The organism is Microvirga flavescens, assembly GCF_003290125.1.
GTDB classification, from domain to species: Bacteria; Pseudomonadota; Alphaproteobacteria; order Rhizobiales; family Beijerinckiaceae; genus Microvirga; species Microvirga flavescens.
Genome location: NZ_QMKH01000006.1, coordinates 14455 through 40048, shown reverse-complemented (window position 1 = coordinate 40048; position 25594 = coordinate 14455). Strand labels below are relative to the sequence as shown.

Sequence of the window (25594 nt, the reverse complement as noted above, 5' to 3'; positions counted from 1 at the left end):
TTACATCCTGAACACGCCGAACTTCGTCTCGGGCACCGGAGCGTTCAGAGCCGCCGAGAAGGCGAGCGCCAGAACGCGGCGGGTTTCGGAGGGGAGGATGATGCCATCGTCCCATAGCCGCGCAGTGGCGTAGTAAGGGCTGCCCTCTTCCTCGTAGTTCGCGCGGATGGGGGCCTTGAAGGCCTCCTCCTCTTCCGCGCTCCAGCTCTTGCCCTCGGCCTCGATGTTGTCGCGCCGCACGGTGGCGAGCACGCTCGCCGCCTGCTCGCCGCCCATGACGGAGATGCGCGAGTTCGGCCAGGTGAAGAGGAAACGCGGGGAATAGGCGCGGCCGCACATGCCGTAATTGCCCGCCCCAAAAGAACCGCCGACGAGCAGCGTGATCTTCGGCACCTGCGCGCAGGCGACGGCGGTCACGAGCTTCGCGCCATCTTTCGCGATGCCGCCCGCCTCGTATTGGCGGCCGACCATGAAGCCCGAGATGTTCTGCAGAAAGAGCAGCGGAATGCGCCGCTGGCAGCACAACTCGATGAAGTGCGCACCCTTCTGCGCGCTCTCCGAAAACAGGATGCCGTTATTGGCGATGATGCCGACCGGCATGCCCCAGATGCGCGCGAAGCCGGTAACGAGAGTCGTGCCATAGAGGCGCTTGAACTCGTCGAACTCGGAGCCATCGACAAGCCGCGCGATCACTTCGCGAATGTCGTACTGCTTCTTGAGATCGGTGGGCACGATGGCATCGAGTTCCTCGATGGCGTATTTCGGCTCGACCGGTTCCGCGATGTCGAGATCGACCGTCTTGCGCGTGTTCAGCGTGCCGACGATGCGGCGGACGATGGACAAGGCGTGATGATCGTCCGTCGCGTAATGGTCCGCCACGCCCGACTGGCGCGCATGGACATCGGCGCCGCCGAGATCCTCCGCCGAAACGACCTCGCCGGTCGCGGCCTTCACCAGCGGCGGGCCACCGAGGAAGATGGTGCCCTGCCGGCGCACGATGATAGTCTCGTCCGACATGGCCGGAACATACGCGCCGCCAGCGGTGCAGGAACCCATGACGCAGGCGATCTGCGGAATGCCGAGGGAGGACAGGGTCGCCTGATTGTAGAAGATGCGCCCGAAGTGCTCCTTGTCCGGGAACACCTCCGTCTGATGCGGCAGGTTTGCGCCGCCTGAATCGACGAGATAGATGCACGGCAGGCGATTTTCGCGCGCCACTTCCTGCGCGCGAAGATGCTTCTTCACCGTCATCGGATAATAGGTGCCGCCCTTGATCGTCGAATCGTTGCAGACGATCATCACTTCGCGGCCTTCGACACGTCCGATGCCGGTAATCAACCCGGCCCCGTGAATCGCATCGTCATACATGCCGTGCGCGGCGAGTGACCCCAGTTCCAGGAAAGGCGCACCGGGATCGAGCAATCGCATCACGCGCTCACGCGGCAGAAGCTTGCCGCGCGCCAGATGCCGCTCCCGCGCCTTTGCTGGTCCGCCCGCGGCGACTTCCGCACGCTTCTCGCGAAGCTCCTGCGCCAGGGCGGCCCAGGAGGCCCGGTTGACCTCCCCCGCCTCCGATTTCAGATCGACGGATGTGGCAATCACGGGCACTCGGGCGTTCCTCTTGTTATCGAGACGATACGAGCTCTTGGCGGCTCCGTTGCTGCCCTTGGCAGGGTCAGCCCTTGGCGCGGACGAGCCTTTGGTCGGCAGCCGGGCCGGGGCTGCAATAGTAAGCGATGCCGCGCACCGCCGACCAGTCCTGCGAAACCTGCTGCACGTAAACGTGCGTTCCGCCGAGGCCGATGGTGTTGTGCTTCATCTGCCAGAGCGCTTCATCGAAATCCGGCCCCGTCGGCACGACAGGGCTCACTTCGCCGAGGTTTTTGCAGACGCGAACGTCTGCGGGCGAATCGACGATCTGGATCTGTTCCTCGATCGACGGATAGGAACCGCAAGCCGAAACGGACAAGGCGATAAGGGAAGCGAGAAGAGCGCGTTGCATTTCAGGACCTGCGTTGTTCAGTTGTCTAGAGCATGATCAGAACAAGTGGAAACCGGTTGTTCGCCCGGATCATGCGCAGTCTCTAGGTGAGCATAGAGCACGAACTCACCTTCAGGAGAAGTCTCGCCCCTCAGTTGTGCCCTGCCAAGGCGTCCACCGACGCCTGCTTTTCCCCATCGACCTGAATCGTCGCGCCGAAAATCGCCTCGAAGCGGCCCCGCATCACCGCATCGACTTCAGGCATGGTCACCGGAATGCCGAGATCGACGAGGCTCGTGACGCCGTGTTGAGTGACTCCACAGGGAACGATGCCCGAGAAGTGAGAGAGGTCGGGCTCCACGTTGAGACTGATTCCGTGGAAGGTCACCCAGCGGCGGACGCGAATGCCGATGGCGGCGATCTTGTCCTCCGCACGCTCTCCCTTGTCGGGCCTGCGGACCCACACGCCCACGCGGTCCTCCCGGCGCTCGCCGCGAATGTTGAACGAATCGAGCGTTCCGATCAGCCAGGCCTCGAGGGCGGCCACATAACGGCGCAGGTCCGGCTGCCTGCGCTTGAGATCAAGCATGACATAAGCCACCCGCTGGCCGGGACCGTGATAGGTATATTGCCCTCCCCGGCCCGTCTCGTGGACCGGGAAACGCTCCGGCTCGATCAGGTCGGCGGGCTGGGCCGAGGTGCCGGCCGTGTAGAGCGGCGGATGCTCGACCAGCCAGACCAATTCCGGCGCGGTCCCATCGGCGATGGCGGCGGCTCGGCTCTCCATGAAGGCGACGGCCTTGTCGTAATTGGTCAGTCCTTCCGTGACCATCCACTCCACCGGCGCAGCGCCGGTCTGGGGAAAGAAGATGCTCTCCAATGTATCGCGCTCGATCACCGGGCTTCACCATAGGGCTGGAGGAAGAAACGGGACTCAAACATGGTCCCGTCGGCAGGAAATACGGCATTTATCAGCCGCACGCGCCTTCTGTCGAAAGTCATCTTATTGCGTTTCCCGTTCTCAAGCGATTCAATAAACCGTTGCGATATATGGGAATTATTTTTTATCCCGCGAGAGTGGCCGATAATTTTCAATATCGGGAACAGAGAGGCTTGTGATGCCACAAACCATCTGCTAAAGCCTCCGCCTCCTCAGGAGAAACACCTGACGAGCAGACGTTTCGCGGTCGTGGCGGAATTGGTAGACGCACTACCTTGAGGTGGTAGCGGGGAGACCCGTGGAGGTTCGAGTCCTCTCGACCGCACCAAACGTCAGCAACGCCTTCAGGCGTTACAAGAAGGCCCCTTCGGGGGCCTTTTTTGTTGCTCTGGTTTCTCGGCTGATCCGTCAGAAACCATGCCGCAACACTCCTCATTTATCGCATTGTCCCTGCCGCCGGGCGCGCCTAAAAGAGACTCACCTTGAGGGGCGGATCATGTCTCGTGGAAGCATGGTCGCGCCCTCGCCTTCTGACGCCGCATGATCGTTCCGGAAAGCCGGATGCCGCGCTCCGGATCATGCTCTAGAGGATTTGGCCCATGCAGGACGTCGAAGATCAGACGCCGCTCGCCACGCCGCCTCACGGCGCGGAGGCTGAGGCCCCGATCTTCAGGGACGAGGAAGGCGAGCTCAATCCGGCCTTCGTCGCCGCCGTCACGCAGGCCATCGAGGCCAGCGATTCCGAGGGCCTGCGCAAGCTCGTCGAGGATTTTCACGAATCGGACCTCGGCGACCTCATCGAAGCGCTGGAGCCGGAAGATCGCCCCCGCGTCATCGAGCTTCTGGGATCGGCCTTCGACTTCACGGCCCTGACCGAGGTCGACGACTCGGTCCGCGAGGAAATTCTCGAAGAACTGGAAACGCAGACCGTCGTGGAGGGCATGCGTGCCCTCGACTCCGACGACGCGGTCGTCATTCTCGAAAGTCTTGACGAAGAGGACAAAGCGGAGGTCCTCGAACAGCTCCCGGCGATGGAGCGCGTCGCCCTTCAGCGCACCCTCGATTATCCGGAGGACAGCGCCGGCAGGCGCATGCAGACGGAGTTCATCGCCGTGCCGCCGTTCTGGACCGTCGGCCAGACCATCGACTTCATGCGAGAGACGACCGACCTTCCGGACACGTTCTACGAGATCTTCGTCATCGACCCGTCCGGTCACCTTCTCGGTGCGGTCGCGCTCGACCGCCTGCTGCGCAGCAAGCGGCCAGTGACGATCCAGGAAATCATGGACGATGAGCCGGATCGCGTGGAGGCGACCGAGCATCAGGAGGAAGTGGCGCGCATGTTCGAGCGCTACAACCTCGTCTCAGCCGCCGTCGTCGATGAAGAGAATCGCCTCGTCGGCGCCATCATGGTCGATGACATCGTCGACGTCCTCGAAGAGGAAGCCGATGCCGATATCAAGGCGCTCGGCGGCGTGAACTCCGAAGAAGAACTGTCGGATACCGTTCTCTACACGCAAAGAAGCCGGTTTCCCTGGCTCTTCGCCAACATGTGCACGGCTCTCATCGCGGCCAACGTGATCCGCCTTTTCGAAACCTCGCTCGAGCACATGGTGGCGCTCGCGATCCTGATGCCGATCGTTGCCTCGATGGGCGGCAATGCGGGCACGCAGACGATGACGGTCGCCGTGCGCGCCCTCGCCACCCGCGAACTCGGGCGGGCCAACGCCTGGCGCATCATCCGGCGCGAGGCGATGGTGGGCATTCTCAACGGGCTCGCTTTCGCCGTCATCATGGGGGTCATCGCCGCCGCGTGGTTCCAGATGGCGCAACTCGGCCTCGTCATCGGCATGGCGCTGGTGACCGTATTATTGTTCGCGGCGCTTGGCGGGATTCTGGTGCCGCTCGCCCTCAACAAGCTCGGTGTTGATCCGGCGGTGTCCTCTGGCCCGTTCGTCACCAGCATCACCGACATTGTCGGCTTCTTCGCCTTCCTCGGCATCGCGACCTTCTGGTTCCGGCTTTAACCTCGTTTTCCCGAATCTTCCGGCTGCAACGAAGGTCTCAACACTCTGTTAACGACATTAGGGCATCGGTGGTGCAATAGTAGTTCTGCGTATTACGGTTCCGACGATGACAACTCGCCGCCGCACCACCCGCCGCTCGAAGCCCACTCCGCTTCCGCGCTTCCTGAACTGGGCCCGCTTCGGGGCCGTCGCCACCCTTGCTTTCGGGCTGGCCTCCTGCGCGGTGAGCCCTTCGAGCCGCTACCCCACCAAGGGCGATGCGCGTCCCCATGCGGGCGTGGCGACCGCCCATGCGCTGCCGATCCACGGCGTCGATATTTCCAAATGGCAAGGCAAGGTCGATTGGGCCGCGCTCCGTAGCGCAGGCACGAAATTCGCCTTCATCAAGGCCACCGAAGGCGGCGACCATCTGGACGAAAAGTTCCTTGAGAACTGGTGGGGCGCCAAGCGTGCCGGCGTACAGCGCGGCGCGTATCACTTCGTCTACTGGTGCCGCCCCGCCCAGGAGCAGGCCGCCTGGTTCAAGCGCAACGTTCCGCAGGATCCGGAGGCCCTGCCCCCGGTTCTCGACGTGGAATGGAACGGCGAGTCCGTCAATTGCCCGAAGAAGGTTCCGCGCGAGCAGGCGCTGTCCATGATCAACGTGCTCCTGCGCGAGATGGAAGCCCACACAGGCAAGCGTCCGATCATCTACACGGACATCACCTTCCATAAGGAAATTCTGGAAGGCGAGCTCAACGACTATCCGTTCTGGATCCGCAGCACGGCCGCCGAGCCGCACGAGCGCTATGCCAACCGCCGCTGGACCTTCTGGCAGTTCACGACCACGGGCCGCGTGCCCGGCGTCGCGGGTAATGTGGACCGCAACACGTTCTACGGCACCGAGAACCAGTGGAACATGTTCGTCGCCAGCGCCTGCGACCCGCGCGACCATCGCCGCCTCAATCCCCTCGGCATCTGCCGCCCCATCGACACCGGCACGATGACGGCCTCGTCCGAGGACGAATAATCCGGCAAGCGCCTGAACTGAAACGCTTTCCGAAGCTCCCTCCCCGCAAGGAGGGAGCTTTTTTGTTGCCTGCACCAAGAGGTCGTCCGCCTTTTCGTCCTTTCCCTGCTTGAAAATGGCAGTTCTGCTGACCAAAATGTTTTCTCGCAAAGAACAAGCGCCCGCCGCGGTTGTCCGCCTTGGGGATCGACGAGCGGGGTTGGAGGAACGATGACCCGGAACAGTGCTCACCAGCTGAATTTCGACCTTGGCGAAACCGCCGACGCCATTCGTGAGGTCGTGAGTGATTTCGCGAAAGAGAAGATCGCGCCCCGCGCGGAAGAGATCGACCGCACCAATCAGTTCCCGCGCGATCTGTGGCCGCAAATGGGCGAGATCGGGCTTCACGGCATCACCGTCGAGGAAGAGTTCGGCGGCGCGGGGCTCGGTTATCTCGAACACGTCATCGCGATGGAGGAAATCTCCCGCGCCTCGGCTTCCGTGGGCCTGTCCTACGGCGCGCACTCCAACCTGTGCGTCAACCAGATCCGTCGCAACGGTAATGAGGCGCAGAAGCGCCGCTACTTGCCGAAGCTCATTTCCGGCGAGCATGTCGGCGCGCTTGCCATGTCCGAACCGGGCTCGGGCTCCGACGTGGTTTCCATGCGCACCCGCGCCGAAAAGCGCGGCGACCGCTATGTGCTGAACGGCAACAAGATGTGGATCACCAACGGCCCCATCGCCGAAACGCTGGTCGTCTACGCCAAGACCGACCCCGAGGCAGGCGCGCGCGGCATGACAGCCTTCATCATCGAGAAAGGCTTCAAGGGATTCTCGACACACCAGAAGCTCGACAAGCTCGGCATGCGCGGCTCCGATACGTGCGAACTCGTGTTTGAGGATTGCGAGGTGCCGGAGGACAACGTGCTCGGCCATGTCGGCAAGGGCGTGAACGTGCTGATGTCCGGCCTCGACTACGAGCGCGCGGTGCTCGCAGCCGGCCCGCTCGGCATCATGCAGGCCTGCATGGACATCGTTCTGCCTTACGTCCACGAGCGCAAGCAGTTCGGCCAGCCCATCGGCCAGTTCCAGCTCGTACAGGGCAAGGTCGCGGACATGTACGTGACGATGAATGCGTGCAGAGCCTATGTCTACGCCGTTGCAAGATCCTGCGACCGCCACGAGACGACCCGCGAGGATGCGGCGGGCGCGATCCTCTACGCCGCCGAGAAGGCGACGCAATGCGCGCTCGACGCGATCCAGCTTCTCGGGGGCAACGGCTACATCAACGACTACCCGACCGGGCGTCTCCTGCGCGATGCGAAGCTCTACGAGATCGGCGCGGGAACGAGCGAGATCCGGCGCATGCTGATCGGGCGGGAGCTGTTCGAGAAGACGGCATGAGGGTGTCCGCCTCTATCATTGATCGCGGATGGGAAGTGCGCCTACGATAGGTCGCGCGCCCTCCGCTCATCAGGAGTATGCCAATGACCCTCGACAAAGCCCTCGCCGATGCCCTGCGGGCGATTTCGACCGCGACGCTCACCACCGTCCTTTTGAAGAAAGGCATCCGGCGTTGCTGGATGAAGGGGCCGATACCCCGCTTCAATGCGAATGAGCGCATCGTCGGGCGGGCTTTCACACTGCGCTTCGTGCCCGCGCGCGAGGATCTGGCGACGCCTGAATCGTGGTCGTCTCCCCGCTCCACGCGGGCGGCCATCGAGGACATGCCGGAAGGCTGCATCGCGGTGGTCGACTCGATGGGTGTGACAGATGCCGGCATCTTCGGAGACATTCTCGCCGCGCGCATGCAAAAGCGCGGCGTAGCGGCCCTCGTCACCGACGGCGTGATGCGCGACGGCGCAGGCGTCGAGGGCACTGGCCTGCCGGTCTGGTGCTCCGGGGTCGCCGCTCCGGCTTCCGTCGCGGGCCTCACTTTCGTCGGCTGGCAGGAGCCAATCGGCTGCGGCGGTGTCGCGGTTTATCCTAATGACGTGATCGTGGCGGATGGCGACGGCGCGGTGTTGATCCCGTCGGCTCTTGTCGAAGAAGTCGCAAAGGCGGGCGTCGAGCAGGAGAGGCTCGAATTGTGGATCATGCGCGAGATCGAAAAGGGCGTCCCCCTCCCCGGCCTTTATCCGCCGAACGCGGAAACCAAGGCGCGCTACGAGGCTGAATCAAAAGGCTGAAACCAAGCCTCCACCCTCATTCTGAGGAGCCGCTGAAGCGGCGTCTCGAAGGATGAGGTAATAAAAAGCCCGAAGGGATAATCGGCCGATGTTCTACTACGCCTCCAAGATCGCGTGGTTCTTCACCACGCCCTCAAACCTGCTCGTCAGCCTTATTCTGCTGGGGCTCGTTCTCACTGTGGCAACGCGCCTGCGGAGAACGGGACTGGCTCTTGCTCTCGCCGCGACCGTCGCGACGCTGGCACTCGGGCTTTTGCCTGTCGCCAACTACATCATTCTCCCGCTGGAAGAACGCTTTCCTCCTTTCAAGGATGACGGCAAGCCGGTTGATGGCATCATTCTCCTTGGCGGCGCTGTCGAAGCGCGTGAATCGTCCTCGCGCGGGCAGATCGTCGCGAATGAATCCGCTGAGCGCGTGCTCGAGACGATCGAACTCGCGAAGCGCTATCCGAATACGCGCATTCTCATCTCTGGCGGCGGCGGCACCGTGTTTGGAGACGGCGCGGCGGAGGCTCCGATCATCGCCGAATTCTTCAAGCGTGTCGGCATCGACGGCAGGCGTCTCATCGTGGAAGACCAGTCACGGACGACAGTGGAGAACGCCGTGTTCTCGCGCCGGCTCGTCGAGCAGAAGCCCGGAGAGCGTTGGCTGCTCGTGACCTCCGCGTGGCACATGCCGCGCGCGGTCGGCGTGTTCCGTCAAACTGGCTTTGTAGTAACACCCTACTCCGTCGATTACCGCACCAGCGCGGATTCCGGCGTGAACAAGCCCTTCGCTTTCGTGTCGGACGGTCTGCGCCGCCTTGATGTGACGGCGAAAGAATGGGCGGGGCTCATCGCCTATCGCCTCGCCGGTCACTCCTCGGAGCTATTTCCTGCACCGTGAGAGGCATCCGGCAGGGCAAGCCGGTAGATCCCCTTGAAATTGTCCGGATCGACGGGGCGGCCTTTTCGCAAAATGACGATCTTGCCCTGCTTCATCAGGCGGATCGCCGCCTGCCGCAGGGGCTGCATCAACGGGCCCCAGCCATCGGGATGATCGCCGCCGAGGGCGCGCGCCACTTCGGTCGGATCGACGTTTTTGCCTGCGCCGCGCTTTGTCACCAGCGCCAGCATGGTTTCTTCCAGTTCCTCGACGCTCGCCATCAGTCCGCTCCCAAAGCGGCGGCGCGCGCCTCGGAGGCGAATTGCCGCCGCCACATGACAAAGAGAACCGCCGCCGTCCCCACCACGAACACATAGACGCTCAGGAACCAGCCGAGATAGGCGAGTGAGAAGAAGAAAGCACGCTGTCCACGGTTGAAATGCTTGCCCGCGACCGCATTCATGGCTGCCGCCTGCCGTGCGACGACAAGCGCCTTCTCCTTGTTGTCCTGTTTCAGCACCGGCACCGCGCCGACGATGATCGCCATGTAGTTGAACAGGCGATAGGCCCAGGCGAACTTGAAGAACGCATAGACGAAGATGATGGTGAGCCCGATCACCTTGATCTCCCACATCAATCGCGTCGGCGGCTCGCCGAAGGGCAGATCGGAAAAGATCGGCAGAACGGAATCGGCGGAACGCAGCAACGTCAGCGCGCCACCCACCGCGATGAGCGAGGTCGAGGCAAAGAACGCCGTGCCGTTCATGAGCGACGCCATGATCGTGGTGTCCACGATGCGGTTCTCGCGAACAACCAGCTGCTCCATCCACTCATAGCGATAGCGGTCCATGGTGCGGTTCAGGCTGCGCCTGCCCGCGTGCGTCATCTCCACGGCGACGTAATAGCCGAACCACGCCAGAAGAAAGAAGATAACTGCCGCCCAATCGACGAGCGAGAAACCCAGCACAAGCGCCTCCAGTTGAGTCGCCGTGCATCATGCCGGGTTTTGGGAAGGCCCTCAATCGCGTCAGACGGTTGCGCGCACCTCGAACGCGTCAGACAAGCCGTCAGTCTCAGCAGGGCCAGTTTCGACATGCTCGACCGCCGAGCTGCGCGGCCCCTCGCGGCAGACTTCGAGCATCGCGCCCACCACATCGTCAGGGCCGGAGAAGACTGCCTCCACCGTTCCGTCGCGGCGGTTGCGTACCCAGCCCTTGAGACCTCTCAATTCGGCCTGATGGTGCGTCCAGGCGCGGTATCCCACACCCTGAACGCGGCCATGAACGACAGCACGGACAGTGCGGGTCATGCTCAGGATCCCTTCGGCTTTCCAACCGAGCTTGAGGGAGCGCTCCAAAGCGGGCGAATCCGAGGCTGCTCCTGCTTGGCAGGCGCGCTGGAGGGCGTTTTGGGGAGCCACGGTTCGAGGCTGCGCAGGTAATCCTCCGGCAGTCCCACCTCCCGCGCCGCCGCCATGACGCCTTCCATGTAACCAGGCTTCGGCGTCCCCGGTTTCACGCTTCGGCCGATATAGATGATCGCCCGCCGCGCGCCGCGTTCGCTCACCACCGGCTGCTCGATCTTGCTGTAGAGCCCGCTGGCGAGATCCTCGTAGCGGTCGAGCGCGCGCACATCGGCGAGTGCGAGATCCCACCGGAGCCCCCACACCGTTCGGCTCGGATCGCGCATGACGGATGCGTAGCCGTCAGTGGAGATGAAGAATCGATGCCGCATCAGCCGCGCGGTGCCGATGACCTTCGAGGCCGGGCAGCGCTGGGCCATCGCGGCAACATCCATGTTGGAGCCGTAGGCGAAGTAGAGCGGCATCGGACTTTTAAGCGAATTCCATGATCACCGCATCGACGGCGAGGCTGTCGCCCTCCTTGGCGAGGATCTTGGAAACGACACCGTCGCGCTCGGCGCGCAGCACGTTCTCCATCTTCATGGCCTCGACCATGCAGAGCGGCTCGCCCGCCTTGATCTCCTGCCCCTGCTTGACATTGATCGCCTTCACGAGGCCGGGCATCGGGCAGAGCAGCACCTTGCCGGTATCGGCGACGACCTTCTCCGGCATCAGGGCGGCGAGATCCGCCTCGCGGCGGGTATAGACCCGCACCTCGGCGGACGTGCCCGCATGGGCCAGCGTGAAGCCGTTGAGAAGCGGACGCACCTGCATCGCGACGTCCTGCCCACCCACGGCCCCGGTCCAGACCGGTTCGCCCGGATGCCAGCCGGAGATGATCGGCCAGGCCTCCCCATCGATCACGATGGCGATGCCGCCTTCCACGTCCTCCACCAGCACCTCGTAGCGCTCCTTGCCGAGCATCACGACGCGGTTGCGGTCGAACTGCACGGAGGAAATCGGGCGCATCTGGCCCGAGATGTGGCGCTTGCGCTCGTTCTGCAGGTGGTCGATGGCCGCCGCGACGGCGACCATGCGGCGCGCGATCTCGCCCGTCGGTGCGGGGATCTTGAAGCCCTCCGGAAATTCCTCGGCGATGAAGCCGGTGGAGAGCTTGCCGCCCTGCCAGCGGCGGTGCTGCATCAGCGCGGAGAGGAAGGGAATGTTGTGGCGGATGCCGTCGATGGCGAAGGCATCGAGCGCCGTCGCCTGCGCCTCGATGGCCTCCTGGCGGGTCGGCGCATGGGTCACGAGCTTGGCGATCATCGGATCGTAGTAGATCGAGATCTCGCCGCCTTCATAGACACCCGTGTCATTGCGCACGGTGACGCCGTCGCTCTCGTCCTCCTCCGGCGGGCGGTAGGTGACGAGGCGGCCGGTCGAGGGCAGGAAGTTGCGCACCGGGTCTTCGGCGTAGATGCGGCTTTCCACCGCCCAGCCGTTGAGCTTCACGTCGGCCTGAGTGAGCTTGAGCTTCTCGCCCGCCGCGACGCGGATCATCTGCTCCACGAGGTCGATGCCGGTGATCATCTCCGTCACCGGATGCTCCACCTGCAAGCGGGTATTCATTTCGAGGAAGTAGAAGGACTTGTCCTGTCCCGCCACGAACTCCACCGTGCCGGCGCTGTCGTAGCCCACAGCCTTCGCCAGCGCGACGGCCTGCTCGCCCATGAGCTTGCGGGTCGCCTCGTCGAGCAGCGGTGACGGCGCTTCCTCGATGACCTTTTGGTTGCGGCGCTGGATCGAGCATTCGCGCTCGCCGAGATAGATCACGTTGCCGTGCTTGTCGCCGAGCACCTGAATCTCGATGTGGCGCGGATCGGTGATGAACTTCTCGATGAAGACGCGGTCGTCTCCGAAGGAGGACGCCGCCTCCGACTTTGCGCGGGCGAAACCTTCCGCGACCTCATCGGCGGAATAAGCGATGCGCATGCCCTTGCCGCCACCTCCGGCGGAAGCCTTGATCATCACCGGATAGCCGATCTCGTTGGCGATGATGACGGCCTGCTCCGGCCCTTCGATCACGCCGAGATACCCCGGCACCGTCGAGACCTTGGCGGCGGCTGCCGCCTTCTTGGACTCGATCTTGTCGCCCATCGCGGCAATCGCGCCGGGATTGGGACCGATGAAGACGATCCCCGCCGCGGCCAGCGCCTTCGGAAAAGCCTCACGCTCGGAGAGGAAGCCGTAACCCGGATGCACCGCCTGAGCGCCGGTTTTCTTGCAGGCGTCGATGATCTTGTCGATGATCAGATAGGACTCGGCGGCGGGTGCCGGGCCGATATGCACGGCCTCGTCCGCCATCGCCACATGGAGCGCATCGCGGTCCGCATCGGAATAAACGGCGACCGTCTTGATACCCATCAGCCGCGCGGTCTTGATGACGCGGCACGCGATCTCGCCTCGATTGGCGATCAAAATCTTCTCGAACATGAGCCCTCGAACGCGACAGGTCGAAATGAAGTCCCTCTTCGTTACTTCACCTCGGCACGTTCGGGAAGCAAAACCCCCTAGGCAATTCGCTTAACAGGCCCGCTCATGCGGCAAGGCTCTGCGCCCGCGCCTGCTGACGCCCCCGCATGATGAAGTCGAGCAGGGCCGCGTCCACATGGCTCGCCTGGTCGAGAATGCCGTAGGCGATGATCATGGCCACGGGGGAATGGCCGCTGACTTCGAGGGTGGTGGTCAGCCACATGGCATCCTCATTCGTCACCACGCCCTTGGCGCCGGAGCGCCAGACCACGAAATCGACGACGAGCGCGCTCAGCGTCTCGCACCAGCTTTCATGGGCTTCGATGGTGCGGTGCAGCAGAAGAAGAGCCTCGATCTCGCGGCGGCTCGCAACGCCGCTTCCGAGCACGCAGGTCCGCAGAGACTGCACATGATCCGGCGAGATGAAGCCCTGTCCGGTCACGTCTTCAACGAAGTCCCGAAGCTCTTGCCTGATCATTTAACCCAGCCCTCCCCGGCCTTTTTCAAAAGCCCGGTCTTTCTCTTGCGTGGGAGAAACCTTCACACGCGGGAGGAGCCCAAAAAGTTAATGGCAAATTCTGAATCGCCGTTCAGGTTAAGCAATGTTGAGTGTCTTTGGTTGCCGAAACCTTTCCGCATATCGGCAAGCTTTAGCGGCGACCATCGCGAGACACCTTGCGTTCGCGCAAACACACCCTTTCCAGCCTACGTCTCGCCCGCCCTGCGCTTATCTGCCAGACAATGGCTTACACAAAGGGAGAACAGGTCATGGCGACCAACGGAATCCACCACATCACGGGCATCGCCGGCCCCGCGCGCCGCAACATCGCGTTCTACACGCAGACGCTCGGCCTGCGGCTCGTCAAGAAGACCGTCAACTTCGACGATCCGACGACCTATCATTTCTATTACGGCGACCGTTCCGGCGCGCCGGGCACCATCCTGACCTTCTTCCCTTGGGAGCATGTGGCGCCGGGACGCGCGGGCATCGGCTCGACACAGGAAACCGCCTTCCGCGTGCCGGAAGCCTCCATCGGCTACTGGGCGCATCGTCTCCTCGAAAAGGGTATCGAGCATGGCACGCCCGAAAAGCGTTTCGGCCAGAGCGTCCTGACCTTCAAGGATCCGGACGGCACGAGCCTCGCCCTTGTCGGCATTCCGGGCATCGAGGGCGAGCCGGCCTCCTGGGAGGCGGGCGAAGTTCCGGCTGAGCACGCGATCCGCGGCTTCTTTGGCGTCACCCTTCTCGTGCCTGAGGCGGGCCCGACGGGTGCGATCCTCACGGACGTCTTAGGCTTCAGGGAGATCGCCCGCGAAGGCTCCCTCGTCCGCTACCAGACCGATGCGTCGACGGGCGGAACGGTGGACCTGCGCGAAGCGGGCGGCTTCCTGCCGGGACGGCTCGGCGGCGGCTCGATCCATCACATCGCCTTCCGCGCAGCCGATGACGCGGCGGAGGCGGCGATGGTGAAGAAGCTTGCCGAGAGGCACGGCATCGCTACCACCGAGCAGCGGGACCGTAACTACTTCCGCTCCGTCTATTTCCGCGAACCCGGCGGCGTTCTGTTCGAGATCGCCACCGACATTCCGGGCTTCGCGATTGACGAAAGCGAAGAGGCGCTCGGCACCGCCCTCAAACTTCCCTCGTTCCTCGAACCGCGTCGGCGCGAGATCGAACCTGTTCTGCCCGCATTGGCTTGAGAGTTATCCGCTATGGCAACCTTGTCCTACACGCACCGTTTCATCCCCGCCTCAGCGCCGGGCCGCGCGCCGCTTCTGCTGCTGCACGGCACGGGCGGGGATGAGAACGACCTCATTCCCCTCGGCCAGACCGTCGCGCCAGGAGCCGCCCTGCTCTCGCCGCGCGGCAAGGTGCTGGAGAACGGCATGCCGCGCTTCTTCCGCAGGCTGGCGGAAGGCGTTTTCGACGAAGCGGACGTGAAGCAGCGCGCGCATGAACTCGCGGACTTCGTCACTGAGGCCCGGGAGGCCTACGGCATCGAAGCGCCTATCGCCCTCGGCTTCTCCAACGGCGCGAACATCGCCGCCGCCATGCTGATGCTGCGCCCGGAGGCACTGGCAGGCGCGGTGCTGCTGCGCGCGATGGTGCCGCTGAAGGAGGCTCCGGCCTTCGACCTGACAGGCAAGCGCATACTGATCCTGTCTGGCTCAATGGACCCGATCATTCCGGCGGAGAATGCGGCGCGGCTGGCTACATCCCTATCGACGTCCAAGGCTGAGGTTGAGCATATAAGCCTGCCTACAGGCCATGGACTTTCACAGCAGGATGTCACGCTCGCAGCTACGTGGATCGCCAGAACGTAACTCATCCTCCGTAGCAGTTTTTACGGATGAAACTGGCCAGGTTTGTCGTGCTCGCCGCAATCAAATCGACGGCCTCAAGCGCGAAATGCCCTACTAAGTCGTCACTACAGACCTGAACGGGAAACAGTCCTTTTTCTGTCTGCAGGAGGCAATAGGAACCGACGCTGTGATTGCCCGTGCCGACCGGGAGATCCAGTCCGGAAATGCACTGCACGATCCGGCCCGGAATCTTCCGGGTCTCCATGTCTCGATTGAAGGAGGGGATCCTATGAGCGACCTCTTCTATAGAGAGTCTCTCAAAATTATAGTCCCCTCCATCAATCGAGATCGTTTCAGCGTCGACAGCGCCTAAGGAGCCCAGGGCAATGAGAAGGGCGCCTGCCACTGAGCAGGGCAAGCCCGAGCGCATTAAAGACCCTAGGTTCAAGCTCCCTCCTACAACGGAATATTGTCGTGCTTCTTCCACGGCCGCTCGACGTCCTTGGCGCGCAGCATCGCCAAGGCCCGCGCGATGCGCCTCCGGGTCGAATGCGGCATGATGACTTCGTCAATATAGCCGCGCTCGGCCGCCACGAACGGCGACATGAAGCGGTCTTCGTATTCCTTGGTGCGGGCGGCGATCTTGTCCGGATCGTCCATGTCCTGCCGGAAGATGATCTCCACCGCGCCCTTCGCGCCCATCACCGCGATCTGCGCGGTGGGCCAGGCGTAGTTCACATCGCCGCCGACATGCTTTGAGGCCATCACGTCGTAAGCGCCGCCGAAGGCCTTGCGGGTGATGACGGTCACCAGCGGCACGGTGGCTTCCGAATAGGCGAAGAGCAGCTTCGCGCCATGCTTGATGAGGCCGCCATATTCCTGCGACGTTCCCGGCAGGAAGCCCGGCACGTCCTCGAAGGTGACGACGGGAATGTTGAAGGCGTCGCAGAAGCGGATGAAGCGCGCCGCCTTGCGGGAGGCGTCCGAGTCGAGCACGCCCGCCAGCACCATCGGCTGGTTCGCCACGATGCCGACGCTGCGGCCCTCGATGCGGGCAAAGCCGGTGATGATGTTCCTGGCGAAGGCTTCCTGGATCTCGAAGAAATCCCCCTCGTCCACGACCTTCAGGATCAGCTCCTTCATGTCGTAGGGCTTGTTGGGATTGTCCGGGACCAACGTGTCGAGGCTCTCGTCGACCCGGTTCGGATCGTCGAAGCTCGGGATTTCCGGCACGCCGTCGAGATTGTTCGACGGGAGGAAGTCCATGAGGCGGCGGATCTGGAGCAGCGCCTCGACATCGTTGTCATACGCGCCGTCCGCTACGGAGGACTTGGTGGTGTGGACCTTCGCGCCGCCGAGCTCTTCCGAGGTCACGGTCTCGTTGGTGACTGTCTTCACCACCTCGGGACCGGTGACGAACATGTAGGAACGGTCGCGCACCATGAAGATGAAATCGGTCATCGCGGGCGAATAAACGTCGCCGCCCGCGCACGGTCCCATGATGACCGAGATCTGCGGAATGACGCCGGAGGCGATGACATTGCGCTTGAACACTTCGCCATAGCCGCCGAGCGCGGCCACGCCTTCCTGAATGCGCGCGCCACCCGCATCGAACAGACCGATGATGGGAGCGCGCATCTTCAGCGCCATGTCCTGGATCTTGATGATTTTCTGCGCGTGAGCCTCGGAGAGCGAGCCGCCGAAGACCGTGAAGTCCTTGGCGAAGACAAACACCGTGCGGCCGTTGATGGTGCCCCAGCCGGTGACCACGCCGTCGCCGGGGATCTTGGACTTCTCCATGCCGAAATCCGTCGAGCGGTGCTCGACGAACATGTCGAATTCCTCGAACGAATTCTGGTCGAGCAGCAACTCCAGCCGCTCGCGGGCCGTGAGCTTGCCGCGCCCGTGCTGCGCCGCGATGCGCTTCTCGCCTCCGCCAAGCCGGGCCTGAGCCCGACGCTCTTCAAGACGTTCGAGAATATCTTTCATGAGGATTTTCCAGCACCACGGGACGAATGTGCCCCGGCTTAACACACACAATCGCCCTCAGAAATCCCACTATAGCAGGGCAGCCCGCCTTTCCGCGCAGACGGCTCTCTATCGCGCCAGGTGATAGACCTGCGAGGCAGCCCTGAAATCCGCCTCGCGCAGCTTGCGCCGTTCCATCGCCTCGTAATCCTCACCCCAGATGCGCTCCTGAAAGCGCTCGTCCACATGGGCGGCCTCCCAGGCCTTCCCGGCATCGATCTCGCCCGCGGCGTGGGCCAGCGTAATCAGAACAGAGCCTGACAGCGTCGTCATGACGTGCAGGGCCGCGATGGCGAAGGGTGATGTGATCTCTTCCACAGCGGCGCGGATCGCCTGAAGCGTTTCGTCAGATTGTGTGACGTGCGTCACGCCTTGCGAGAGGGCGAACCGGGCACCGTGGGTGCTCTGGACCCAGGCCAGAATGGGGTCCCAGGCTTCGGCCTGCGCCTCCGCGAGGCGCTCCGGATCGCCCGCCCTGTAGCAGATGAGATCTGAACCGGCATAGCGAACGAGGTCGTCCACAACCTCGGCCTGCCGTGCGGCGACACCGTCGATGGCGGAATTGACGATCCGCGTGAGCGGCATCGTGCCGGGATCGATCTCATCCCCCTGCCCGGCCCATTCCCGGGCCAGGGCCTCGGCCAGCGGTCGCGCGGGCACGGCGAGCGGCTGCCGGCCGGGCGTGCGGGCGGTGCGGCCATCCAGCGTCAGGAGAAAAGCGCCGTCCTTCTCCGTCACGTCCGCCTGCTTGTAGAAGCGCTTGGGCAAGCTCGGCTTCATACCCGTCTGGGCGGCGCGCATGGGGTTCGGCTCCTGCGCCGAGGGAAACCAGTCTTGTGTATCGTTCATGGGGTCGCAGATAGGCGCTCTGTCGCGAGATGCGAGGGGAACCCGAGAATTTTGTTCAGGGCGGGCCTCAGCTCCGCATAAGAATCGACGATCATGCCCGCGCCGGCCTCCTGCAAAGCCGAGACGGGCTGGAAGCCCCAGGAGACGCCAATGGAATGGACGCCCGCCGCGCAGGCCATCGCCATGTCGAAGCTGGAATCCCCGATCATCGTCGTATCCGCCGCCTCGATGCCGACCTCCGCCATTGCCTGATGGATCATCGCCGGATGTGGCTTCGAAGGCGCGTCATCGGCGGTCTGGATGGTCGAGAACGTGCGCTCCCAGCCATGCCGCTCGAGGAAATACGCCACGCCGCGGCGACTCTTGCCGGTGGCGATGCCGAGGAGCACGTCATCCCGCACCTGCAAGGCTTCAAGGGTCTCCTCAACGCCGGGGAACAACGGTTCGCTGTTGGTGGGATCCGCCCGCAAGACTCCGAAAGCGTCCTTGTAGGCCGCGACCAATCCGTCAATCGGCGCATCGGGGCCTGCCAGAGTCTCAAAAAGCTTCGGCAGGGACAGGCCGACGACGGACAAGGCTCGGTCGCGGCTCGGAGGCGCGATGCCGAAAGCCGTGAAAGCGGCGTGCTGCGACGCGACGATGATGTTCTGGCTATCGACCAGCGTGCCGTCGAGATCGAAGAGAACGAGCTTCATCGAGCAGCCGCAGCATAGGCCGCCAACCGCGCCTCAAGCCCCGCCTTCACCTCGGGCCACTCCTCTTTGAGAATGCTGTAGACCGCCGTGTCGCGAATGTGCCCGTCGGGCATGATCATGTGGGAGCGCAGGATGCCATCGAGCTTCGCGCCAAGGCGTTCTATGGCGGCGCGTGATTGATCGTTGAGGCGGTGCGTGCGCAGTTCCACCACATTGCAGCCGAGAACTTCGAAGGCGTGGCGCAGCAGCAGGTACTTCGCGTTCGTGTTGACGAAGCTGCGCTGCCAGGATTTCGAGACCCAGGTCGTGCCGATTTCAACGCGATGGTTCACCGCGTCGATATTCATGTAGCGCGTGGAGCCGACGACCTTGTCCGCCTCACGCGCCACGATCACGAAGGGAAGTGCGCTACCTGCCGTCTGCAGGTCGAGCGCCTTCATCACGAACGCCTCCATGCCTCCCGGCGGCGGCGTGATGGTGGTCTTCTTCTCCCACAACGACCCGTCCTGCACCGCCTCTGCGAGGGCGGGGACGTCCGCCAGCGTCATGGGTTTCAGGATCAGGCGATCATTGGCGAGCGTGACGGGTTCGATCTTGAGCATGGGTCAATCTTCGGGCGAGTCGATGATCGGGTCGTATTGCGAGGCGTCGAAGCCGAGCAGATTGAAGCTCTGCTGCATGTGCGGCGGCAGCGGTGCGGTGATGTCGATGGGCTTGCCCGTGCGCGGATGTGCGATCACGATGCGGCGCGCCAGAAGGTGCAGCTTGTTCTGGATGCCGCCGGGCAGTTCCCAATTCTCGATGTCGAAATATTTCGGATCGCCGACGATAGGGTGGCCGATATGCGCTGTGTGGGCGCGCAGTTGGTGCGTGCGCCCGGTCACCGGCTTCAGCGACAGCCAGGCGAGCTTGTGCGCCGCCGTGTCGACGATGGCGTAGTAGGTCAGCGCGTGGCTTGCCCCCTCATCCCCGTGGCGCGCCACCTTCATGCGGGAATCGCCCTCCCCGCCTTCTTCCTTGGCGAGATAGGTCGAGATGCGCCCCTGCCGCACGCGCGGCACGCCGGCGACGAGCGCCCAATAGATCTTGCGCGTCGTGCGCGAGCGGAAGGACTTGGCGAGCGTAGACGCGGCAAAGCGCGTCTTGGCGATGACGAGGCAGCCCGCCGTGTCCTTGTCGAGCCGGTGCACGAGGCGCGGCTTCTGCCCTTCCGCATCGCGCATGCACTCAAGCAGTCCGTCCACATGGCGCGTGGTGCCCGAGCCGCCCTGCACCGCAAGCCCCATCGGCTTGTTGATGACGAGAACGTCCTTGTCCTCATAGAGCGTGATGGACTTGAGAAACTCCCGGTCGCTCTGGTCCTTGACCGTCGAGCGCGCGACGAGCTTCGCCGGTTCCAGTTTCAACGGCGGAACGCGAACCTTCTGGCCAGGCTGAAGCCGATCGTTGGGCTTGGCGCGTTTGCCGTCGATCCGCAATTCACCCTTGCGGACGATGCGCTGGATATGAGTGAAGGCAAGCTGCGGAAAGCGCGCGACGAGGAAGCGGTCGACCCGCATATCCGCCTCGTCCGACACGACCACGAGGGTCTGTACGCCGGTCGCCAGCGTCTCCTGCGCCTCAGCCTTGACCTGGGCACGCGTCGGCTTCGGCGCGACCTCCGTGCGCGGCCTGTCGCGCAAGGTCGCGGGCCGCGCAGGGGCGGAACTCTTGGGGAGGGAGCCCTTGGGAGCCCCCGGGGCCGGGGAACCCTTGGTAGGGGAGCCCTTGGCAAAGCTTTCCTTGGCGGCGCGCGGCTTTGCAGGCGCCTTCTTCCGCTCGGGCCTGTCTTCCTTCGACCGGAACCCCTGCCGCGCGGAGGCGCGTCCGCCCCGAGATCCGTTTTTTCCTGAACCGTTCTGTCTCATGGAAATGTCGGTAACAGAGAGCCGCGCGGGCGGCAATGAAGCTCTATGCGGCGAGTGTGCGAACGAGGCCGAGCCCGGTCACCAATCCGGCGAGGGAAAGCACGACGGAGCCGAGCACATAGACCGCCGCAAGCCCCGCCTCCCCGCGTTCCCAGATGAGCACCGCATCCAGCGAAAAGGCCGAAAAGGTGGTGAAGCCGCCGAGGATACCGGTAGTCAGGAAAAGCCTTAAGTGCTGGCTCCATCCCTCTCCGGCCTTGAAGGCCAGCCACCCGACGATAGTGCCCATGACGAAGGAGCCGACGACGTTGACGGCCAGCGTCCCCCACGGAAACGCGATGCCGCAATAGCGCGCGCAGCCGACATTGACCGCATGGCGCAACGCGCCGCCGATTCCGGCCCCGATGAAGACGATGAGAAAGTTCTGCATCCTGACGGCACCCTGCCTTTTACCAGCCGGCCGGACCGGACTTGTCCCAGCCATAATGGTTCAGTCGCGGTTTGGAAGCCCGTTCTTCGTACGCTGGGCGCGGATCGCATCAGCCTGGGCCAGGAGGGTGCTGCGCATCTCCGAGAGCCCCGTACGAGTATCCTGCCTCTGCTTGGGTGTGGCGGACTGCGCCGTGAACGGGTCGGGCCGGGCCTCATCGAATGCGAGGACCGCCTGGATGGTGCGCGCGAGAGCCGGGATGTCGCCGAAGGCGTATTCGTTGATCGGACGCCCGACTGTCTCGGACAAAGACGAAAACAACGCGGAGTCGCGATCTTTCGGCAAATTGGGATTGGCGATGAGATAGAGCCGGTATCTCAACTGCCCGAGATAGAACAGGAACACGGCATCGTCCTTCCGCCCGGCCTGAAACAGGCTCTTGGCGCGGATGTAATATTCAGCCGGGTGCTGGCTCTCCAGCCCATCGACGAGCTTCGCCCACGGCTCCGCCCCTGCGGCTTTGGGTTGCGCTCCCTGAGCCTGCCCTTCGCTGCTCGCGGCGATGAACAGACCGATGGCGGCAATGACCGCGCAGCTTTTCGACAACAACCTCATTGGCATGCTCCCTCTGCAGGGAAGCTATAGTGAAACTTTATAGCTCCAACAATGAGCTTCGGCCCGAGCTCAACCGCGCCGTTCGCGGCGAAGCTTCTCCCACCATTCCAGGCGCTTCTTCACGTCGCGCTCGAAGCCCCGGTCCACCGGCTCGTAGAAGGTCTGGCGTCCGAGCTTCTCCGGCCAGTAATCCTGCCCCGAAAACGCATCCGGTTCGTCGTGGTCGTAACGATAGGTCGCGCCGTAGCCGATGTTCTTCATCAGCTTCGTCGGTGCGTTGAGAATGGTCATCGGCGGCATGAGGGAGCCATGCTCCTTGGCCGTCTGCATGGCGGCTTTATAGGCAGTGTAAACCGCGTTCGACTTCGGCGCCGTCGCGAGATAGACCGCCGCCTGCGCGAGCGCGAGTTCGCCCTCGGGCGAGCCGAGAAACTCGAAAGCATCCTTCGCTGCGTTGGCAACGACGAGCGCCTGCGGATCGGCAAGACCAATATCCTCCACCGCCATGCGCACGAGGCGGCGTGCAATGAACAACCGGTCCTCGCCCGCATCGAGCATCCGCGCGAGGTAATAGAGCGCCGCATTCGGGTCGGACCCGCGCACGGTCTTGTGCAGGGCGGAGATGAGGTTGTAGTGCCCCTCCTGCCCCTTGTCGTAGATCGGCGCGCGGCGCTGGATGATCTCCTGCAACTGCGCGGCATCGAAGACTTCGCCGGGCTTGGCGGAGCGCCAGAGCTCTTCCGCGAGCGTGAGCGCGGCGCGCCCATCCCCATCGGCCATGCGGACCAGCGACTCGCGCGCTTCATCGTCAAGCGGTAGCGACTGACCGGTGATATCCTCCGCATGGCGAAGGATCTTGCCGATGGCGTCCTCGTCGAGCGACTTGAAGATCAGAACGCGCGCGCGGGAAAGCAGCGCCGCATTCAATTCGAAGGACGGATTTTCCGTCGTCGCGCCGACCAGCGTGATGGTGCCGTCTTCCATAACGGGCAGGAACGCATCGAGCTGCGCGCGGTTGAAGCGATGGATCTCGTCCACGAAGAGCAGCGTGCCCTGCCCTGTTGAGCGGCGAAAGCGCGCGGCCTCGAAGACTTTCTTGAGGTCAGCGACACCGGAAAAAATCGCGGAGATCTGCTCGAAATAGAGATCCGTCTCATGGGCGAGCAGGCGCGCGACCGTCGTCTTGCCGGTTCCGGGCGGCCCCCAGAAAACCAACGAGCCGAGAGAGCCTGAGGCGATTAGACGGGTCAGGATTCCATCCGTCCCGACAAGATGATCCTGCCCCACGACGTCCGACAGTTTCTGCGGACGCATGCGGTCCGCCAGCGGACGCGGCGCTCCCTTGTCGAGACCGGCGGAAGAGAAAAGATCGCTCATGATACCGCGTTCAACCGTGCATAAACGTCCGGATCGTGACGCTGCATGAAAATCTGCGGGTTCGTCAAAGACGTGAAGCCGAAGCGCGCGTAAAATTCATGCGCATCGCGGGTCGCCAACACCGTCCGCCGAAGGTTCTGCAAGTCCGGATGATCGATGATGAAGCGGATCAGGAACTGACCCGCCCCTTGCCCGCGCACATCGGCGCTGACGAAGACATCGCAAAGGTACGCGAAGGTCGCCTTGTCGGTGATGAGGCGGGCAAAGCCGCAAAGGCGCCCCTCTTCATCACGCATGGCGAAGAGCCACGAATTGGCGATGGCCTTGTCGAAGACCGCGCGCGGCAGGCCCTTCGCCCAGTAGCTCTCCTCGGACAGCCAGCCATAGACGATCTCAACCTCCCCCGGGGAAAGGCTGTGCGAGATCGCCCAGCCGTTTAGCCCCCGAGCATGGTCGTGAAGACCCGCCCGCGCCGGTTGATCGTGATCTCCCAATAGCGTTCTCCTCGCTGCAGCAGCCGCTCGATATCCTTGGTCTCGACGATCTTCTGATCGTTGATCGCGAGGATGAGGTCCCCCTTCTGGAACCCGACGCGAGCCGCCACGCCCGTCTCCTCCAAATCTGCCACGACGACGCCCTCCTGCGAAACGTCAATCTGCAACTCGTCGGCAACGGCGGGGGACAAGTTCACCAGCGTCGCGCCGGTAAAGGGAGAGCGCGTGCGGACTTGCAGCGGATTGCGCGGGCGCGTCTCCGGCGGCGGGATCAGCTTGACATGAACAATCGTCTCCTTGCCGCCGCGCAGCAGCGTGATCGGCGTCTGGCCGTCGAGACCCTTCAACGTGAAGCGATAGCCGAAGGCGTCCGGGCTATCGACGGGCTGCCCGTCGACGGCGGTGATGACATCGCCCCGCTTGATCCCGGCCTCGGAGGCAGGGCTCTTCTCATAGACGGAAGACACCAGAACGCCGGTCGGCCGGTCGAGCCCGAGGCTCGTGCCGATTTCTCCGTCCACGGCCTGAAGCTGCGCCCCGAGCCACGGACGCTTCACGACCCGCGAGCCGCCGCGCGCTGAATCCACCACCGCCTTCACCATGCGCGAGGGGATGGCGAAACCGATGCCGATGCTGCCGCCGGAGCGGGAGAAGATCGCCGTGTTGATGCCGATCAGGCGGCCCTTCATGTCCACCAGCGCACCGCCGGAATTGCCCGGATTGATGGCGGCATCGGTCTGGATAAAGAACTGGTAGTCGGACACGCCGACCTGCGTGCGCGCGAGCGCGGAGACGATGCCTTGCGTCACCGTCTGCCCCACGCCGAAGGGATTGCCAATGGCGAGCACGAGGTCGCCGACCTCCAGCGCATCGGAATCGCCGAGTGGCAACACCTGCAGGTTCGAGGCGTTCTTGAGCTTGAGCACGGCGAGATCCGTGCGCGAGTCGCGCAGCACGATTTCGGCCTCGAATTCCCGCTTGTCGGCCAACGCGACCTTCACGTCCGTCATGTTCTCGATGACGTGGTTGTTCGTCACCACAAGGCCACCCTGATCGACGATGACGCCGGAACCGAGGGAGCTTTGCTGACGCCCCGGCGGCACGCCCTGCCCGCCCCCGTCGCCGAAGTAGCGCCGGAAGAACTCTTCCATGTAGGCGTTCTGCTGCCGCCGCTCGTTACGCGTCGCATAAACGTTCACCACCGCAGGCGCGCTCTCCTTCACGATGGGCGCGAAGGAAAGCTGAACCTGGGCCTTGGTTTCCGGGACGGCGCGGGTTTGCGCGTCGACCGAGGTGATGGTTGCAACGGCAATGACAAGAGCGGTCAAGGGCGCGCGAGAGAACTTACCGAACATCACGAATCCATATCCATTTTGCGGTCTTGGATAAAACGGGCCGTATTCAAAGGCAAAGGCGGCTTGTGGCAGCCTGCATTTCACTATCGAGGCAAACAAAAAGGGCGGCCTGAAGGCCGCCCTTGATGAAGCTTCGTCTCGAAAACCGCTTACTCAGCAGCTTCGATGATCTCTTCCTTCTGGGTCGGGCCCGAATCCTGGCCGCGCGCATCGACGTCGCGGTCCACGAACTCGATCACGGCCATCGCGGCGTTGTCGCCGAAGCGGAAGCCGGCCTTCAGGACGCGGGTGTAGCCACCGGAACGCTCCTTGTAGCGCGGGCCGAGCACGTCGAAGAGCTTCTTGACCATCGCGGCGTCGCGGAGCTGCGCCATGGCCAGACGGCGGGAGTTGAGGTCACCGCGCTTGGCGAGCGTGACCAGCTTCTCGACGACCGGGCGAAGATCCTTCGCCTTCGGGAGCGTGGTGACGATCTGCTCGTGCTTGATCAGCGCGGCGGACATGTTGGCGAACATCGCCTTGCGATGCTCGGACGAACGGTTGAAACGACGACCACGAAAACCGTGACGCATGGCTCTCTCCTTGATTTTGCGGCCGCCGTGCCAAGGGACGGCCGTCCTTCTTACTCAAGCTCGCCGAAAGGCGGCGAACCGGTCGAATGAAACTCCCGCCGCGC

Annotated in this window: 28 protein-coding genes and 1 tRNA gene; 8 read left to right on the top strand and 21 right to left on the bottom strand. The window is 63.5% G+C overall.

Annotated features, from left to right (window positions below):
* The 3 genes from DQW91_RS12520 to lipB form a co-directional block, all read right to left on the bottom strand.
* Entirely contained in the window at positions 1-1608 is a 1608-nt protein-coding gene (locus DQW91_RS12520; RefSeq protein ID WP_112663990.1) for a carboxyl transferase domain-containing protein, read from the bottom strand.
* Between the two features lie 67 nt (positions 1609-1675).
* Positions 1676-2002 carry a hypothetical protein gene (locus DQW91_RS12515; RefSeq protein ID WP_112663989.1) on the bottom strand — a complete coding sequence of 109 codons (327 nt, stop codon included), beginning with the start codon at positions 2000-2002 and terminating at the stop codon, positions 1676-1678.
* A gap of 130 nt (positions 2003-2132) precedes the next feature.
* The gene (gene lipB, locus DQW91_RS12510) at positions 2133-2879 is read right to left on the bottom strand and encodes a lipoyl(octanoyl) transferase LipB (protein ID WP_112663988.1); all 747 of its coding nucleotides are present in this window, start codon (positions 2877-2879) and stop codon (positions 2133-2135) included.
* 285 nt (positions 2880-3164) lie between these two features.
* Here lipB and DQW91_RS12505 point away from each other — a divergent pair.
* The 6 genes from DQW91_RS12505 to DQW91_RS12480 all read left to right on the top strand — a co-directional run bounded on the left by DQW91_RS12505 (position 3165) and on the right by DQW91_RS12480 (position 9011).
* Positions 3165-3249, top strand: a tRNA-Leu gene (locus DQW91_RS12505).
* 271 nt (positions 3250-3520) lie between these two features.
* Entirely contained in the window at positions 3521-4948 is a 1428-nt protein-coding gene (mgtE, locus tag DQW91_RS12500; RefSeq protein ID WP_112663987.1) for a magnesium transporter, read from the top strand.
* Positions 4949-5054: 106 nt separating this feature from the next.
* A complete protein-coding gene (locus DQW91_RS12495; protein WP_112663986.1) occupies positions 5055-5957 on the top strand; it encodes a glycoside hydrolase family 25 protein in 903 nt (300 codons plus the stop codon).
* A gap of 210 nt (positions 5958-6167) precedes the next feature.
* The gene (locus DQW91_RS12490; RefSeq protein ID WP_112663985.1) at positions 6168-7340 is read left to right on the top strand and encodes an isovaleryl-CoA dehydrogenase; all 1173 of its coding nucleotides are present in this window, start codon (positions 6168-6170) and stop codon (positions 7338-7340) included.
* Positions 7341-7423: 83 nt separating this feature from the next.
* Positions 7424-8125 (top strand): ribonuclease activity regulator RraA, encoded by a 702-nt coding sequence (locus DQW91_RS12485; protein WP_112663984.1) that lies wholly within the window; start codon positions 7424-7426, stop codon positions 8123-8125.
* An 88-nt stretch (positions 8126-8213) separates the two neighbouring features.
* The gene (locus tag DQW91_RS12480) at positions 8214-9011 is read left to right on the top strand and encodes a YdcF family protein (protein ID WP_112663983.1); all 798 of its coding nucleotides are present in this window, start codon (positions 8214-8216) and stop codon (positions 9009-9011) included.
* On the opposite strand, the gene DQW91_RS12475 is transcribed toward DQW91_RS12480, so the two are convergent.
* The 6 genes from DQW91_RS12475 to DQW91_RS12450 form a co-directional block, all read right to left on the bottom strand.
* Positions 8981-9271 carry a DUF3253 domain-containing protein gene (locus tag DQW91_RS12475; RefSeq protein WP_112663982.1) on the bottom strand — a complete coding sequence of 97 codons (291 nt, stop codon included), beginning with the start codon at positions 9269-9271 and terminating at the stop codon, positions 8981-8983. The two genes, DQW91_RS12480 and DQW91_RS12475, sit on opposite strands and share 31 nt — an antisense overlap.
* A complete protein-coding gene (locus DQW91_RS12470; protein WP_425373398.1) occupies positions 9271-9957 on the bottom strand; it encodes a DUF599 domain-containing protein in 687 nt (228 codons plus the stop codon). The genes DQW91_RS12475 and DQW91_RS12470 overlap by 1 nt, the downstream gene beginning before the upstream one ends.
* A gap of 60 nt (positions 9958-10017) precedes the next feature.
* Positions 10018-10299, bottom strand: coding sequence for an acylphosphatase (locus DQW91_RS12465; RefSeq protein ID WP_112663981.1), 282 nt, complete (start codon positions 10297-10299; stop codon positions 10018-10020).
* A gap of 2 nt (positions 10300-10301) precedes the next feature.
* Entirely contained in the window at positions 10302-10817 is a 516-nt protein-coding gene (locus tag DQW91_RS12460) for a gamma-glutamylcyclotransferase family protein (RefSeq protein WP_112663980.1), read from the bottom strand.
* Between the two features lie 7 nt (positions 10818-10824).
* Positions 10825-12825, bottom strand: coding sequence for an acetyl-CoA carboxylase biotin carboxylase subunit (locus DQW91_RS12455; protein ID WP_112663979.1), 2001 nt, complete (start codon positions 12823-12825; stop codon positions 10825-10827).
* A 103-nt stretch (positions 12826-12928) separates the two neighbouring features.
* The gene (locus DQW91_RS12450) at positions 12929-13342 is read right to left on the bottom strand and encodes a hypothetical protein (protein ID WP_112663978.1); all 414 of its coding nucleotides are present in this window, start codon (positions 13340-13342) and stop codon (positions 12929-12931) included.
* A 290-nt stretch (positions 13343-13632) separates the two neighbouring features.
* On the opposite strand from DQW91_RS12450, the gene DQW91_RS12445 reads away from it, so the two are divergent.
* Together DQW91_RS12445 and DQW91_RS12440 are read left to right on the top strand one after the other, a co-directional pair.
* Positions 13633-14565, top strand: coding sequence for a ring-cleaving dioxygenase (locus tag DQW91_RS12445; RefSeq protein WP_112663977.1), 933 nt, complete (start codon positions 13633-13635; stop codon positions 14563-14565).
* 12 nt (positions 14566-14577) lie between these two features.
* Positions 14578-15189 carry an alpha/beta hydrolase gene (locus DQW91_RS12440; protein ID WP_112663976.1) on the top strand — a complete coding sequence of 204 codons (612 nt, stop codon included), beginning with the start codon at positions 14578-14580 and terminating at the stop codon, positions 15187-15189.
* Position 15190: 1 nt separating this feature from the next.
* Here the strand turns inward: DQW91_RS12440 and DQW91_RS16630 are convergent, their stop codons facing one another.
* The 12 genes from DQW91_RS16630 to rplQ form a co-directional block, all read right to left on the bottom strand.
* Positions 15191-15433 carry a hypothetical protein gene (locus DQW91_RS16630; RefSeq protein ID WP_157961433.1) on the bottom strand — a complete coding sequence of 81 codons (243 nt, stop codon included), beginning with the start codon at positions 15431-15433 and terminating at the stop codon, positions 15191-15193.
* Between the two features lie 191 nt (positions 15434-15624).
* Entirely contained in the window at positions 15625-17157 is a 1533-nt protein-coding gene (locus DQW91_RS12430; RefSeq protein ID WP_112663974.1) for an acyl-CoA carboxylase subunit beta, read from the bottom strand.
* Positions 17158-17265: 108 nt separating this feature from the next.
* Positions 17266-18045 carry an ATP12 family chaperone protein gene (locus tag DQW91_RS12425; protein WP_112663973.1) on the bottom strand — a complete coding sequence of 260 codons (780 nt, stop codon included), beginning with the start codon at positions 18043-18045 and terminating at the stop codon, positions 17266-17268.
* Positions 18042-18740: an HAD-IA family hydrolase gene (locus DQW91_RS12420; RefSeq protein ID WP_112663972.1), complete on the bottom strand. Its 699-nt coding sequence runs from the start codon at positions 18738-18740 to the stop codon at positions 18042-18044. The genes DQW91_RS12425 and DQW91_RS12420 overlap by 4 nt, the downstream gene beginning before the upstream one ends.
* A complete protein-coding gene (locus DQW91_RS12415) occupies positions 18737-19342 on the bottom strand; it encodes a GNAT family N-acetyltransferase (RefSeq protein ID WP_112663971.1) in 606 nt (201 codons plus the stop codon). Before DQW91_RS12415 ends, DQW91_RS12420 begins: the two co-directional genes overlap by 4 nt.
* A 3-nt stretch (positions 19343-19345) precedes the next feature.
* Entirely contained in the window at positions 19346-20647 is a 1302-nt protein-coding gene (locus DQW91_RS12410) for an RluA family pseudouridine synthase (RefSeq protein WP_112664137.1), read from the bottom strand.
* Between the two features lie 43 nt (positions 20648-20690).
* Positions 20691-21077 carry a fluoride efflux transporter CrcB gene (gene crcB, locus DQW91_RS12405; RefSeq protein ID WP_112663970.1) on the bottom strand — a complete coding sequence of 129 codons (387 nt, stop codon included), beginning with the start codon at positions 21075-21077 and terminating at the stop codon, positions 20691-20693.
* Between the two features lie 60 nt (positions 21078-21137).
* Positions 21138-21692 carry a hypothetical protein gene (locus DQW91_RS12400; RefSeq protein WP_112663969.1) on the bottom strand — a complete coding sequence of 185 codons (555 nt, stop codon included), beginning with the start codon at positions 21690-21692 and terminating at the stop codon, positions 21138-21140.
* A 69-nt stretch (positions 21693-21761) separates the two neighbouring features.
* On the bottom strand, positions 21762-23069 hold the full coding sequence (locus DQW91_RS12395) for a replication-associated recombination protein A (protein ID WP_112663968.1): 1308 nt from the start codon (positions 23067-23069) through the stop codon (positions 21762-21764).
* The gene (locus DQW91_RS12390) at positions 23066-23563 is read right to left on the bottom strand and encodes a GNAT family N-acetyltransferase (protein ID WP_198411859.1); all 498 of its coding nucleotides are present in this window, start codon (positions 23561-23563) and stop codon (positions 23066-23068) included. The genes DQW91_RS12395 and DQW91_RS12390 overlap by 4 nt, the downstream gene beginning before the upstream one ends.
* Entirely contained in the window at positions 23506-24918 is a 1413-nt protein-coding gene (locus DQW91_RS12385; protein ID WP_112663967.1) for a DegQ family serine endoprotease, read from the bottom strand. The genes DQW91_RS12390 and DQW91_RS12385 overlap by 58 nt, the downstream gene beginning before the upstream one ends.
* Positions 24919-25067: 149 nt before the next feature.
* On the bottom strand, positions 25068-25490 hold the full coding sequence (rplQ, locus tag DQW91_RS12380; protein WP_112663966.1) for a 50S ribosomal protein L17: 423 nt from the start codon (positions 25488-25490) through the stop codon (positions 25068-25070).
* Positions 25491-25594 lie beyond the last annotated feature (104 nt).